This window comes from Paracoccus versutus (assembly GCF_000763885.1).
GTDB classification, from domain to species: domain Bacteria; phylum Pseudomonadota; class Alphaproteobacteria; order Rhodobacterales; family Rhodobacteraceae; genus Paracoccus; species Paracoccus versutus.
Window position 1 is genome coordinate 34,328 of sequence record NZ_JRKO01000026.1, and the last position, 14,111, is coordinate 48,438.

The 14,111-nt window shown below is 64.7% G+C and carries 11 protein-coding genes and 1 pseudogene; 7 read left to right on the plus strand and 5 right to left on the minus strand.

Annotated elements, in window-relative coordinates; translation table 11 throughout:
• Nucleotides 1-665: 665 nt before the first annotated feature.
• The 3 genes and pseudogenes from IT40_RS29270 to IT40_RS13115 all read right to left on the minus strand — a co-directional run.
• The gene (locus IT40_RS29270; protein WP_036755764.1) at nucleotides 666-968 is read right to left on the minus strand and encodes a hypothetical protein; all 303 of its coding nucleotides are present in this window, start codon (nucleotides 966-968) and stop codon (nucleotides 666-668) included.
• Nucleotides 911-1,177, minus strand: coding sequence for an ATP-binding cassette domain-containing protein (locus IT40_RS30805; RefSeq protein ID WP_084197097.1), 267 nt, complete (start codon nucleotides 1,175-1,177; stop codon nucleotides 911-913). The genes IT40_RS29270 and IT40_RS30805 overlap by 58 nt, the downstream gene beginning before the upstream one ends.
• Nucleotides 1,178-1,182: 5 nt before the next feature.
• Nucleotides 1,183-2,340 (minus strand): annotated as a pseudogene (locus IT40_RS13115) (ATP-binding cassette domain-containing protein); the annotation flags it as partial.
• 885 nt (nucleotides 2,341-3,225) lie between these two features.
• Between IT40_RS13115 and IT40_RS13120 the strand changes: the two are divergent.
• The 7 genes from IT40_RS13120 (at nucleotide 3,226) to IT40_RS13150 (ending at nucleotide 12,091) form a co-directional block, all read left to right on the plus strand.
• Entirely contained in the window at nucleotides 3,226-5,487 is a 2,262-nt protein-coding gene (locus IT40_RS13120; protein WP_166436074.1) for a TonB-dependent receptor, read from the plus strand.
• Between the two features lie 144 nt (nucleotides 5,488-5,631).
• Nucleotides 5,632-6,315 (plus strand): Fe2+-dependent dioxygenase, encoded by a 684-nt coding sequence (locus IT40_RS13125; protein ID WP_036755770.1) that lies wholly within the window; start codon nucleotides 5,632-5,634, stop codon nucleotides 6,313-6,315.
• 3 nt (nucleotides 6,316-6,318) lie between these two features.
• Nucleotides 6,319-7,410 carry an alpha-hydroxy acid oxidase gene (locus IT40_RS13130; RefSeq protein WP_036755773.1) on the plus strand — a complete coding sequence of 364 codons (1,092 nt, stop codon included), beginning with the start codon at nucleotides 6,319-6,321 and terminating at the stop codon, nucleotides 7,408-7,410.
• Between the two features lie 194 nt (nucleotides 7,411-7,604).
• A complete protein-coding gene (locus tag IT40_RS13135; RefSeq protein ID WP_052095906.1) occupies nucleotides 7,605-7,985 on the plus strand; it encodes a plastocyanin/azurin family copper-binding protein in 381 nt (126 codons plus the stop codon).
• A 109-nt stretch (nucleotides 7,986-8,094) separates the two neighbouring features.
• Nucleotides 8,095-9,147 carry an ABC transporter ATP-binding protein gene (locus tag IT40_RS13140; protein ID WP_243700110.1) on the plus strand — a complete coding sequence of 351 codons (1,053 nt, stop codon included), beginning with the start codon at nucleotides 8,095-8,097 and terminating at the stop codon, nucleotides 9,145-9,147.
• Nucleotides 9,148-9,333: 186 nt separating this feature from the next.
• Nucleotides 9,334-10,365 (plus strand): extracellular solute-binding protein, encoded by a 1,032-nt coding sequence (locus IT40_RS13145; RefSeq protein ID WP_084197102.1) that lies wholly within the window; start codon nucleotides 9,334-9,336, stop codon nucleotides 10,363-10,365.
• A gap of 79 nt (nucleotides 10,366-10,444) precedes the next feature.
• Entirely contained in the window at nucleotides 10,445-12,091 is a 1,647-nt protein-coding gene (locus IT40_RS13150; protein WP_243700111.1) for an ABC transporter permease, read from the plus strand.
• 18 nt (nucleotides 12,092-12,109) lie between these two features.
• Here IT40_RS13150 and IT40_RS13155 read toward each other — a convergent pair whose 3' ends face one another.
• Together IT40_RS13155 and IT40_RS13160 are read right to left on the minus strand one after the other, a co-directional pair.
• The gene (locus IT40_RS13155; RefSeq protein ID WP_036755779.1) at nucleotides 12,110-13,438 is read right to left on the minus strand and encodes a sensor histidine kinase; all 1,329 of its coding nucleotides are present in this window, start codon (nucleotides 13,436-13,438) and stop codon (nucleotides 12,110-12,112) included.
• Nucleotides 13,438-14,097 carry a response regulator gene (locus IT40_RS13160; protein ID WP_036755782.1) on the minus strand — a complete coding sequence of 220 codons (660 nt, stop codon included), beginning with the start codon at nucleotides 14,095-14,097 and terminating at the stop codon, nucleotides 13,438-13,440. The genes IT40_RS13155 and IT40_RS13160 overlap by 1 nt, the downstream gene beginning before the upstream one ends.
• Nucleotides 14,098-14,111: the final 14 nt, after the last annotated feature.

A 14,111-nucleotide genomic window follows, 5' to 3' on the forward strand; every position in this document is an offset into this window, starting at 1 on the left:
CAGAAAGGATTTTTTGCCGCGCTCCGCCTTGGCGCGGGCTGAATCGGCAGGCGATCAAGGCCCATTTTTGGGATTTCGCCGCCCATTTCCCAGGTCATTAGCGCCCATCCGATCGGCTCGATCAATTATTTTATTTTATTTTATTACAATCTGTTACCTGATATTATCGAAACCGGCAGTTCGGGTCGCTCGTCGCTCTGCCTGGCGACCAGCCCTTCAACTCCTCCCGTTGACGAAGCAGCCCCTGCCGAAGATGGTCGCGGCATGCCCGCCGGGGCTGGCGGCAATGCAGATGCAGAAGACCGCCACTCGCTCCGGGCCCCACCAGTTCCGCCCCTCTCCGCCGGGAAAGCGCCGCTTTCCCGAACGGGATCGGCTTGTCTTCGAAGGAGCGCCGTCATGCCTGTCGATACAGCCTTGCCCATGACCCGCATTCCCTTCGTCGAGCTGCGGTTTCCTCCAGAAGGCCCGTCCCAGGCCGAGATCCAGTCGCGCTTGCGGCGGCACTACCAGCGCCTGCGTGCCAGGCGCGACGGGATCGACCCGCCGATGAGGGCGGATGGACGGTCGATGAAACAGGCTGCCTGGACCGTCTGGATGACATTGATATCCCCTGGTCCGCGAGGCAACGCCTCCAGCGCCGCGCCGCCTGTCTGGCAGCGCGATCAGAGGCCATCTCCGGCCTCCAGCACTTCGCCCGGAAAGACCGCGAGAGGCTGGGAGGTATTCCATGAAGGGGCAAAGCTGATCCGGATCCCCAGCGAGCACCGTGCCGATGAGATCGCTGCCGAAATCCACGCCGACATGTCGTGGATGGCACGGGCGACCGAAACGCCAAGGCGCATGTAGAGCGCACAGCGAGCGATAAGCTCCTCATGGCGGCCGCTGTCGATGAGGCGGCCAGCCTCGATCACCGCGATCCGGTCGGCGTGCCGGATGGTGTGCAGCCGATGCGCCACCACGACCACGGTGCGGCCCGTTTCAACGCATCGAGCACCGCCAAAACCTCGGCCCCGTTCTCGGGGTCGAGGGCGGCGGTCACCTCGTCCAGAAGCAGCGCGGGCGCATCGCGCAGCATGGCACGGGCGATGGCGACCTGCTGGCGCTCGCCGCCCGAAAGGTTGCGCCCGCCCTCGCCGACCGGCTGTCGAGGCCCTGGGGCAGCACCCTGGCAAATCCCGTGACCTGCGCGCGCCGGGCCGCCTCATCCACCTCGGCATCCGAGGCCGAGGGCCGGCCCGCGCGGATATTCTCGCGGATGGTCGCATCGGTCAGCCATGCCCGTTGCAGCACGGCCGAGAACCGCGCAGACAGCATGGCGGCCGGAATTCGCCGCAGATCGGCGCCGCCCAGGGTGATCCGGCCTGCATCCGGGTCCATCACCCGCAAAAGCGTCGTCTTGCCCGCCCCCGATGGGCCGACGATGGCGAGCGTGCCCCCGTCGGGGACCGAAAGGCTGATATCCTGCAGGATCGCCCTTTCGCCCAGCGACAAGGCCACCCGTTCCAGGGCAAGACCGTTTCCGCGCGGGACTTCGGCGGGCTCGAGTTGCTCCAAAAGGGAAATGCCGCGGATCTCGGCGATCCGCGCCATCGCGGCCTTTATCCACCAGGTGAAGCTCCCGGCGGTAAAGATCAGCCGCAGGGCCGAGGCGTTCAGGCCAAGCAGCAGGATCAGCACCAGATCCTGCGCGGAGGCATCGCCGCCAAGGAAAACCGCTGCACCGACCGGAATCAGCACCAGCACGTTGCCGCGCAGCCCGGTATGGAGCAGGCTCATCTGCCAGAGCGACGCGGTTCCGGCGCGATACCCCGTCTCGCGCACTGCCGCGACCGCCTGCTCATGGGCATCAAAGCCGCGCTCGGCACCGACAAAGGCGCGGATTACCGCGATTCCGCCGACCAGATGGCGCGTAGCTTCGCGCAGCCGGGCCAGGGCGGCATACCAGCGACCGTAATCCTCTCGTGGGGCGCATATCGTCAGCGGATAGAGCCACAGCAACAGCGGAAACAGCGTCACTGCCGCCAGCACAAGCCGCCAATCGATCAGCGCAAGGGCTGCGAAGGTCAGACAGGGCAGCGCAATGCCCTGAGCCGGATCGGGAATGGCAGGGGCGATCGAATCCTCGATCTGGTCGATATCCTCGATCACGAGACGGCGCAGATCGGCGGTGCCCCGGCGGTCCGCGACCGCCTGCGGCAAGGCCGCGATCCCGTCCACCATCTCGTTGCGTAGGCGGAACAGCAAGGTGAAAGCCGCGCTGTGGGAAATGGTGGTGGAAGCCGACAGAAGCAGCGACTTCGCAGCCAGCGCCGTGATCGCCGCCAACGTAGCCTGCAAGACCTGCGCCGCAGTCTCCGGCTCCGCCAGCGCTTTGCCCGCGAGCCACCAGATCGCAAGAAAGGGGCCGAGCCCCTGCCGCAGCCCCTATGATCGCCAGCGTGGCCGATATTGCCAGACGAATCCGAACGCCAGTGATCGGAGTCGCCACGCCGGGCCTCTCTCCTTGTCGAGATGGTTTTCGTCCCCATGCCAGCGCAAATCCGACACGGCTTTCGTGTGCCGGTATCTTGGTTTTGGCGCATCAAATGCCTGAAGCCGCGCCCCAAGCCCCGTCACCTTATATGGACCGCCATCAATCATTCGGTCGCGGCTGGAAGAAGGCTCAGTGGGAGGTAAAGAGTTCCACGCATCGTTAGCGGCAGCAGTGATGCACGGGCCATTCAGCCTAACCGTAGACATCACTCGAACTGAGCCGTTTCGAATCTTGAGCATCACCACGGAGCCAATGTAGCCTTGTGTAGTGCTCATTCATTGCCCGCATCCTACCTCGGCCAACTTGAAGCACGGGGAAGCCCGACCCCGATCCTTCGTAAAATGATTTGAAATCAATTTATTAATGGTTCTCAGGGCAAGCCGGATGGTTTGATTCACAGTCCAGGCGGTTTTTCTGCATCGCTCGCGAATTGTCGCTTTCCGCCCCTTTACTGCTACATTTGATGATGGTGTTGGTCAGCGGTCGCATCGATCCTGTTGTCCGATTAAGCCGCCGGCGACGGAACGGAATATGCGACACCACCATTCGCCAGCAACTCGCCAGCCAGGTGCCCTTCATCCTCCGATCCCCGTATCGGGGGTATTTTACATCTGTTCCAGCGAAGGACACGAAAGCCTATGACGCCACCTAATTTATCCCTTGCAGCACAGGAAACGACCGGCTCACTGTTGCCTAGCCTTGGCCTGCTGCCAGCCGTGATCATCGCGGCCGCAGTGGGCGCTCCTGCGGTGGCGCAGGATGCGGAAGGCACGGTTGTTCTGGACACCGTCGTGATCGAGCGTCAGACCGGCGCCCAGGCATCCACCGATTATCGCGTCACCGAGGGCTCGTCCCCCAAGCTGACCGCACCGCTGGTCGATACGCCCAAGACCATCTCGGTCGTCACCCAGCGCCAGATGGAAGAGCGGAACGCGACCTCGGTCCTGGAGGTGCTGCGCACCACGCCCGGCATCACCTTGGGTTCGGGCGAAGGCGGCACGCCGATGGGCGACCGGCCCTTCGTGCGCGGCTATCAGGCGGCGACCGACATCATGGTCGACGGCATCCGCAACCTGGGCCGCACCACGCAGGAAGCCTTCGCCACCGAATCGGTCGAGATCGCCAAGGGACCGGGCGGCGCCTATTCCGGCCGCGGTGCAACGGGTGGTTCCATCAACCTGGTGTCGAAACAGGCCCGCGAAGGCGAGACCTTCCACGAATTTTCCGGCCTTGTCGGCAATGCCAGCCAGAAGCGGCTGACCTATGACGGCAATGTCGACCTTGGCGACGGGCTGGCTGCGCGACTGAACCTGATGTGGCAGGATTCCGACGTTCCGGGCCGCGACGTGCTTCAGGACGACCGCAAGGGCATCGCCGCGGCTTTGTCGAAAAGCTTCGGCGCGTCCAAGCTGTCGCTGAACCTCTATCACAGCAAGACCGATGCGACGCCGGACTTGGGCGTGCCGATGGCCAATACCGATGCGAGAGGTAATCCTGATTACCGGCCCGAGTTGAATGGTGGTGTGCGCTTCGGCAGCGGCACCAAGTCCGATCCCTGGCTACCGATCGAGCTGGCCGGCAAGGACGCCTTCTACGGCTCGGCCCTGCGCGACTATCGCGAGGTCGAGAACCAGAGCGCGATGCTGAAATTCGAGCATGAATTCAGCAACAATTTCAAGCTGCACTCGACCCTGGCCTGGATCGGCTCCGAGCAGGAATACATCATGAGCCGGCCAAGCGTGGTGCCGGAATATATCCAGCCACGCGGCGCTCTTGAGCCAATCCTTAACCCAGATTGGGATCCGGACCGCAACCTAGCCTATCGCGACCTACGCTCGGGCAAGAGGGATAACTCGGCGGTTGCCTTCCACACCGCGCTGACCGGCGATTTCCACACCGGCGCCGTCAAGCACGATTTCGCGGTGGGCCTGGAACTGTCGCGCGAAAAGGTCCGGCAAGCCTCATCCGAGGGCACTCCGCTGTTACCGATCTCGGACCTGGCCAACCCCAACCCCTGGGATCCGGTCACCGGCTCGCTGGTCTGGGGCGACTGGGGCACGCCGATCGAGACCACGTCCAAGGCGCTTTACATCTTCGACACGCTGACCTTCAACGAACAGTGGTCGCTGAACCTGGGCCTGCGCTATGACAAATACGAGGTCAGCGACGGGACCATCTCGCGCAAGGACAACCTGCTGAACTACTCGGCCGGCGTGGTCTACAAGCCGGCGCCGAACGGGTCGGTCTATCTGGCCTTCGGCACCTCCTCGAACCCGTCGGGCGAATGCGCGGGCATGGCCGGCGGCGCCGATGGCGCGGGGGCCTGCACGCTGACCAGCAACAGCGTCAACCTGGAGCCCGAAGAAAGCAAGAGCATCGAGCTGGGCACCAAGTGGGAGGTGTTGAACGACCAGCTCCTGCTGACCGCCGCCATCTTCCAGACCGAGAAGAAGAACGCCCGAGTCGAGGACGATCTGGGCAATGTCGCACTTCTGGGTCACAACCGCGCCCGCGGCTTCGAGCTTGGCGCAGCCGGCCAGATCAACGAACGCTGGGGCTTGTCGGCGGGCTATGCCTTTGTCGACGCCAAGACGATCGATGGCGGCTTCGACGACGGCGAACCCAGTGCGGATAACGGCAACTACCTGCAATTCGTTGCCCGGCACTCGTTCAGCCTGTGGACGACCTATGAGGTCTCCGACAGGTGGACCGTCGGCGGTGGTGCGACCTATACCGGCAAGCGTTACCTGAACGGCGAGAATACGGCCGCCCTGCCCTCGCAATGGCGGGTGGACCTGATGGCCGCCTACAAGATCAATGAGACGGCCGAGTTGCAGGTCAACGTCAATAACGCCTTTGACGAGCGGCTTTACGACGCCTCGCATGTCGGCATCTTTGCCAACCGCGCGCCCGGTCGCAGCGTGACCGCAAAGCTGAACTATCGCTTCTGATCCCCGAATCGGAAGCATCGGGGGCGGGTCCAATCGCCCGCCCCCCTCTTGCAGTGCGGGCGTCCCGAATGTCCGACAAAAACCCTTAACCTTCCTTGGCGCCGGTCCTATCCTGCGCCCGAATGCCACCGCTGGAGGACCGCCATGCTGATCACCATCCCGGACCTGCTGACGCCCGAGGAGGTCGCCTATATGCGGCAGATCCTCGAAGGCACCGCATGGGTCGACGGCCGCAGCACCGCCGGCGACCAGGCGGCCAAGGTCAAGCATAACCTCCAGGTGCCGGTGGACAGCCCCGAGGCGCGCGAGCTGGGCAATATCGTGTTGCGGGCCCTGGGCCGCAGCCCGGTCTATTCCTCGGCCGCGCTGCCCGCGCATATCCTGCCGCCGATGTTCAACCGCTATGACGAGGGCATGACCTTCGGCGCCCATGTCGACGGCTCGATCCGCGTCATACCGGGCACCGGCCAGCGCATCCGCACCGATGTCTCGACCACCGTCTTCCTGACCCCGCCCGAGGATTACGACGGCGGCGAACTGGTCGTGCACGACACCTATGGCCAGCACAGCGTCAAGCTGCCGGCGGGCCATGCCGTGGTCTATCCCGCGACCTCGCTGCATTCGGTGACGCCGGTGACGCGCGGCTCGCGCTGGGCCTCGTTCTTCTGGGCGCAGTCGATGGTGCGCGACGACTGGCGGCGGCACATGCTCTATGACCTGGACATGTCGATCATGCGCATCCGCGCGATGCTGCCCGACGACGACCCGGCGGTGACGGGGATCACCGCGCATTACCACAACATGATCCGCCACTGGGCCGAGACCTGACGGGTGGCCGGCCAGGCTGAGATCCCCGCCGATGTCGTGGCCCTGTGCGACTACGAGCGGCACGCGGCCGAGCGGATGCCCGCGCCCCTGCGGGCCTATGTCGACGGCGCCGGTGCGGACGGGCTGACGGCGCAGGCCAACCTGGCCGCATGGCAGGCGATCCGGCTGCAGGGCCGGGTGCTGGCGGACCTGCGCGGCGCCGATACCGGCCTGCGCCTGCTGGGCCTGGACCTGCCGCATCCGCTGATCCTTGCGCCGGTGGCCTTTCACGGCCTTGCCCATGCCGAGGCCGAACACGCGACCGCCCTTGGCGCGGCGGCGACCGGCAGCCTGATGGTTGTCTCGACCCAGTCCGGCCTGCCGCTGGAAGATATCGCGGCCCGCGCGCAGGGGCCCTTGTGGTTCCAGCTCTACATGCAGCCCGAGCGCGGCGATACGCTGTCGCTGGTCCGCCGGGCCGAGGCGGCGGGCTGTCGCGCGCTGGTCGTCAGCGTGGATGCGCCGGTGAACGGATTGCGCAACATGGAGCAGCGCGCCGGCTTCCGCCTGCCCGAGGGCATCCGCGCCGTCAACCTGGACGGCATGCGCCCGCCGCAGATCCGCAGCGAACCGGGGCGGGCGGCGACCTTCCTGGGCCTGATGGATGCCGCCCCGCGCTGGGAGGACATCGCCTGGCTGAAGTCGCAGACCCGGCTGCCGCTGCTGCTCAAGGGCATCATGTCGGCGCATGATGCCGAGCGCGCCGTGGCGGTGGGGGTGGACGGGGTGATCGTCTCGAACCACGGCGGCCGGGCGCTCGACACGCTGCCGGCGACGGCCGAGGCGCTGCCGGTCGTCGCCCGCCAGGTCGCCGGACGCATCCCGGTGCTGTGCGACGGCGGCATCCGCCGCGGCACCGATGCGCTGAAGGCCCTGGCGCTGGGGGCATCGGCGGTGCTGGTCGGGCGGCCGCAGATCCACGCCCTGGCGGTGGGCGGCGCGGCGGGGGTCGCGCATATGCTGACCATCCTGCGCGCCGAGCTGGAGGTCGCCATGGCCCTGACCGGACGCCGCGACCTGGCCGGGATCGACGAAACCGTGCTTTGGGGAAGCTAAAAATATCCGTCACAGATGAAATGAACCCCACCGATGATCATCTCTTCAATTTTCCATGGCCCGCCCTCATTTACGCCCGGCGGCGCGCCAATCATTCCGACCAGCTGGACTGTGAACTCATGTAAAAGCCGCCGCTGTCCAACGCTCTGGCGCTGACTGTCGCCTCGGATCATGGCGCCGACAACGATGCCCGGATGCTGAACTTTGGCAAGGAAGGCAGCATGGCCATCGAGCCGGGGTTCCACAAAGTTGAGCCGAGCGATATCGTCATTTTTCTGCCCACCAATTCCGATCATTGGGTCAAGGATCTGATCCAGCCCGAGGGCACCAAGTTTCTGGCATGCAAGTTGGATGAGGCCTATACCGTGACACTGGCCAAGGAAGGTCTCTATGTCGATTCCTGTCCACCGCACTTGATGATGAGCATGGTCGGCGTGATCCAGTTGGGGCTTCGAATTTGGACCAAATCCGTGAGGAACTGCCCGGTCATACCCGCCGCATGTTCCAGAACAGGGGTCGGCTGGACACGTATCTTGGGCAGGTTGAGGAATAGGATGGCGAAGAAGCGGATGTAGGTTATGACAGACCAGAATATGGGCCCTGTCGGTCTGCAAATGCACGGAATCGGCGACGGGAAGAATCCAAGCCTATAGAAACAAGCGCCGTCAACGCTGGAGAAGGCACATGAACATGGAAAATCTTCATCCGCCCCGTCATCTCGAAATTAATGGCGTCTCCCGTAGTTTTGGCGGAGTTCCCGCACTGAATGATATTTCTCTTTCCGTGGCGCATGGAGAACTCATCTGTCTGGCTGGCCACTCCGGTTGCGGCAAATCCACGCTCTTGCGTGTCATTGCAGGCATCGAGATGCCGGATCAGGGCCGCATTCTGCTGGATGGGTGCGGAATATCCGGGCCGAACAATTATGTGGAACCCGAAGAGCGCAATATCGGATTCATGTTTCAGGACTATGCGCTTTTTCCCCATCTCAACGTGCTGGACAACATCCTGTTTGGCCTGAAGCGCCTGACACGGCCCGCCGCGCAAGCACGATGCCTGGAAATCGTCGAGCGTCTGGGGCTCGAACACCTTTCGCGCAGGTTTCCGCACATGCTTTCGGGTGGTGAGCAGCAGCGGGTGGCGTTGGCCCGTGCGCTGGCACCGCAGCCGCAGATTCTGCTGATGGACGAGCCTTTCTCCAATCTCGACCGCGGTTTGCGGGATGGCATCCGCACTGAAACGATTTCCCTTTTGCGTGAGCTGGGCACCACCGTCATCATGGTAACGCATGACCCCGAGGAAGCCCTGTCCGCGGGTGATCGCGTGGTGCTGATGCGGGCGGGGGAGATCGTGCAGGAAGGTTCTGGCAGCGACCTCTATGACAGGCCGGCAAACGCTTATACGGCCGAGTTCTTCTCTACCTTCAACAAGGTCCAGGGCGCATGCTGGAATGGCTTTCTCGAGACGCCTCTCGGCAGGTTTGCGGCCCCCGGCTTTGCCGATGGACATACCGCCACCCTCTATGTGCGCCCGCAATGCCTACGCGTAAATTGTGGTGCCGAAGGGGTCGATTGCACGGTGGTCGATTGCGCCCTGATGGGTGAAATCGAACAAATCCAGGTATCCGTAGCAGCGCTTCCGGGGCCATTGAAAATTCGTTCGGCAAAGCGATCACGCCTCCGGTCCGGAGATGTTGCGCGTATTTCCGTGACACCTGAGCAGGTTTTTGTCTTTTGAAATCATAGCGCTTTCTCTTCGCCGCCATAACTTTGACTGCCAATGGTGTCGCGTCGGATCGACGTCCCTCGTTGCAGCAGCAGAAGCAGAAGCAACGCCGGAAATACTTTACTGCTACAGTCAACTATGTTTGTCCCTCGCTGGTGGGCAAAAGCCTACTATTTTACTCGCAATCCAAGGAGCGTCATGGCGATGGGATCCACGAAATTTGGCAGGGTCATGCTCGGGTCGGTGCTGTCTGTCCTTGCAGGCACGCAAGGTGTCCTCGCAGAGGAGCTCAACCTCTATACCATCCGCGAACCTGGGCTGATCCAGCCGCTGATCGATGCCTTCACGCAGTCGACCGGGGTCACGGTCAACACCATCTTCTTGCAGGACGGGGTCGCCGAGCGCGTCATCGCGGAAGGTGACAAGTCGCCGGCAGATGTTCTGATGACTGTCGATGCCGGCGTTCTCGTCGATCTTGTCGAGAAGGGCCTTACGCAGAGCGTCGAGTCGGAGGTCCTCAGCACCACGATTCCCGAGACGCTGCGGGATGACGATGGCCACTGGTTCGCTCTTTCGATGCGTGCCCGCGCGGTTTATGTGACCAAGGACCTCGACCTGACCGGGATCACCTACGAGCAGCTTGCCGATCCCGCCTGGAAGGGTAAAGTCTGCATTCGCTCCGGCCTGCATCCTTATAACGTCGCGCTGACCGGCTCGTTCATCGCACATCATGGTGAGGAAGCGGCCGAGAAATGGCTGACCGGCCTCAAGGCCAACCTCGCCCGCCCTGCGGCGGGCGGCGATCGCGATGTCGCGCGCGATATCATGGGCGGCCTTTGCGACATCGGCGTTGCGAATTCCTATTATGTCGGCCTGATGCGCAGCGGTGCCGGTGGTCCCGAGCAAGAGGAGTGGGCCAAAGCGATACGGATGATCCTGCCGACCTTCGAGAACGGTGGCACGCAGGTCAACATCACCGGCGCTGCCGTCGCCCGTCACGCACCCAACAAGGACCAGGCGGTCCAGTTCCTGGAATATCTCGTCTCGGACGAGGCGCAGGCGATCTACGCAAAGGCGAATTTCGAGTATCCGGTCAATGCGAATGCCACCGTCGATCCGCTGATCGCCGAATACGGTGCGTTGACGCCGGACACGATCGACATCGTCAAAGGGGTAAGGTTCCGCGCGGCTGCCAGCCAGATGGCTGAGCGGATCGGATTCGACAACTGATCAAGAAGCTCTCGGCGACGGCCTCCTGCGGGGACCGTCGCTCCTTCCCCAACTTATGAAGCCTGCCGAACCGACCTTGATGAATCAGATACCGTGGCGCCGTTCAGGGGCCGGATGGCGGTTTGGCGCGGTGCTTATCGCGGCGCTGGTCTGCCTTCCCGTGCTTGCCCTGCTCTTGATCGCGTTCCAGGGCAGTGCCGGGCTTTGGCCCCACATGCTCGCCAATGTTTTGCCGGCAGCACTGAAGAACACGGTCATTCTGCTGGCCGGCGTGGGCATGCTGGTGACGTTGATCGGCACCACAACCGCCTGGATGGTGACGGCCTACGACTTCCCCGGCCGGCGCGTTTTCGAATGGGCACTGCTGCTGCCACTGGCGGTGCCGACGTATATTATCGCCTATGCCTATCTCGATATCCTGCATCCGGTAGGTGCGGTGCAGGGTGCATTGCGAAGCCTTCTGGGCTATTCCAGCCCACGCGAGTTCCGCCTGCCCGACATCCGCTCGATGGGGGGCTGTATCCTGCTGCTGGGGCTGGTGCTCTATCCTTACGTTTACTTGACCACCCGAGCGATGTTCCTGACGCAGGCGGCAAATCTGGTCGAGGTCTCCCGCACGCTCGGAACACGTAGGGGCAGCGTCTTCCGCCGGGTGGCGCTTCCCCTGGCGCGGCCAGCGATCGCGGTCGGCGCCAGCCTGGCGCTGATGGAAGCGCTGAACGACATCGGCGCCTCGCAGTTCCTGGGAGTCAGGACACTGACGCCGTCGATCTATTCGACCTGGGTCAACCGTTCGGACATGCCGGGCGCCGCGCAGATCGCGCTGGCCATGCTGGTGATCGTGGTCCTGCTGGTGCTGGTCGAGCGCTATGCGCGCCGCAACCAGCGTTACGCGGCTGCGGCGCAAAGACCCCGCGCGATGTCTCCCGCCCGGCTGCGAGGGTGGCGCGCCGCCGGCGCGTTCTGCCTGTGCCTCTTTCCGGTCGCGCTCGGCTTCATCGCACCGGCGGCTTACCTTTGTCGGGAGGCTTGGAAGCGCGTCAGTTTCGCCGGGATCTCCCCGCGCATCTGGGGCGAAATCGTCAACACCGTCACGGTATCGGCCGTCGCTACCCTGCTCGTGCTCCTGTCCGGCCTGGTTCTTGCCTATGCCGCCAGGACCTATCCCGGCCGATCCACATCGCTGGCCGCACGTGCTTCGACGCTGGGCTATGCCGTGCCGGGAACCGTCCTGGCCATCGGCCTGCTCTATCCGGTCGGCCTATTCGATCGCTTCTGGGCCGGCGGGGTCGAATGGCTGATCGGTGCCGCGCCCGGCCTTCTGCTGCTGGGATCGGGAGCGGCGCTGGTGCTGGCCTATTCCGTTCGATTCATGGCAATCTCCACCGGCGGGATCGAGGCAGGGTTCAGCCGCATCCCACCCTCGTTGGACCATGCGGGACGGATGCTGGGCCGGTCCTCTATGGGCGTCTTCCGCAGCGTGCATCTGCCTCTGTCAAAAACCGCCATCGCTTCGGCAGGCCTGTTGGTTTTCGTGGATTGCATGAAAGAGCTGCCGGCGACGCTGCTGTTGCGGCCGCTGAACTTTGAAACCCTGGCGACCCATCTTTATGGCGAGGCCGCCAGAGGCACCTATGAGGAAGCCGCGATTGCCGCCCTGCTGATCGTGCTGATCGGCATCCTGCCGGTCGTCGTGCTGTCGCGGCTGGGGCGGGTCGAGACCTGATCCGCATCCGGCCTGCGGTCAGTGATCCCGGACCGACGGCGTCAAGGTGACGCGCGCGACAAAACCTTCCTGACTGGCAGGCGCGGGCGAGATGATTTCAAGCCTTCCGCCGGCCGCCGACACGATCTGCTGGCAAATATGCAGGCCCAGGCCGAACCCATCGCCACGGTGCCGGGCAAAGCGCCGCGTCAGCCCGGCCAGGTCGGCGGCGGCGACGGCCCTGCCCTCGTTCGCGACCTCGAGCACGGCGCCCTGCCGCAGACGAAGCCGAACCGGGCTGCCGGGCGGGCTATGCTGCAGGGCATTGTCGATCAGGTTGGACAGCACGATGGCAAAGGCGTCCGGGTCGATGCGCGCCATGACCGGCGCGGGCGGCAGCTCGACCGCCAGCCGGGCGGCTTCCGACGGTGCGCGCTCGGCGACGACCAGCCGGGTCAGGGCCGCAAGATCATGCGCCTGCGTGGAATCGCCGATTCCCGCATCGGCACGGGCCAGTTGCAACAGCCGCGCGACCAGCCGCCGCATTCGCTGCAAGGCACGTTCAAGCGCATCCAGGCGGGCGATCTGAGCCGGCGTGGTCGCGTTCTCTCGCATTTGCTGGGTCTGGGCCAGGGCTATGGCGACAGGGGTGCGCAATTCATGCGCGGCATTGGTGGCAAAGGCACGCTCGGCCTCCAACGCCTGCGCCAGACGGGCGATGAAGCCATTGACCACGCTGGCGATCTGCATCAGGTCCTCGGGCCAGTCGCCGGCGGCGATCATGTCCAGCCGGCTGCCGTCGCGGGCCGCGATCTCGGCCCCAAGTTCACGCAACGGCGCCAGCGAACGTCGCGACACCCAGCCGACGATCAACCAGGTCAGCGGCAGGAGCGCGACCATCGGCAGCAGGAAACCTGTCATCCCTTCGCGAAACGCCTCGCGGCGCTCGGCCAGCGGCGCGGCGATCTGCAAGGCCTGGCCGGCGGCGTTGAAGGGCGTGGCATAGAGCCGGTAGCCCGGCGCGGAAGCAACCCGACCAGGGAAGAGGTCGGCGGCGTCGGGCAGGACCGCCCGACCGGCCAATTCCGATTGCCGCAGCACCCTGCCGTCCCGCGCGACCAGCCGATAGAGCAGCGCCTCGTCCATCGGCACCGCGGGCTGGGGCACCTCGACCGCAATGCCCTGCATCTCCATGTGCGAGACCAGCGGCAGCAACGCATGGGCCGTTTCCACGAGTTGCTGGTCGAAAAGCTCGTCCTGTTCGGACCAGAGCACCGCCGCCATCAACACCACCGCCCCGGCCCAGACCGCCGCCAGCCCCAGCGTCGTGAACAGCGCGACCCGCCGCGACAGGCTCGCGCGCCGCATCAGGCCCGCCCCATGCGATAGCCGAAGCCGCGTTCGGTCACGATGGCGTCCCGGCCCAGCTTGGCGCGCAGCCGGCTGACATGGGCCTCGATGGCATTGCTTTCCACCTCGTCGCCGAAGCCATAGAGCGCGTCCTCCATCTGTGCGCGGCTGGTGGTCACGTCGGGGCGTCGGCTCAGCCGCTCGATCAGCGCCCATTCGCGCAGCGTCAGGTGGACGGGCTGGCCATCCAGCAGCACCTGCCGCCGCTCGGGCAGGATCAGCAGCCGGCCGAAGCGCCGCTCGACCTCGGCCGCTCCGGCGGCTCGACGGTGAATCGCCAGAATGCGGGCATGCATCTCGTCCAGGTCATAGGGCTTGACCAGATAATCGTCCGCACCGGCCTCGAGCCCGGCGATCCTTTCGGTGATGCGGTCGCGGGCGGTGACGATCAGCACCGGCACCCGCGCGCCGCGCCCACGCAGATCCCGCAAGAGCGCCAGCCCGTCTCCGTCTGGCAGCCCCAGGTCCAAGAGCACCAGATCGTAATCGGTCACGGTCAGCGCCGCCGCCGCGTCCTCGGCGTGCCCGGCAAGGTCGACGGCATGACCCGCGGCGCGCAGATAGGCGCCGACGGCCTCGGCCAGATCCGGCTCGTCCTCGACGACAAGCAACCTCATCGGCGACCTCTCTT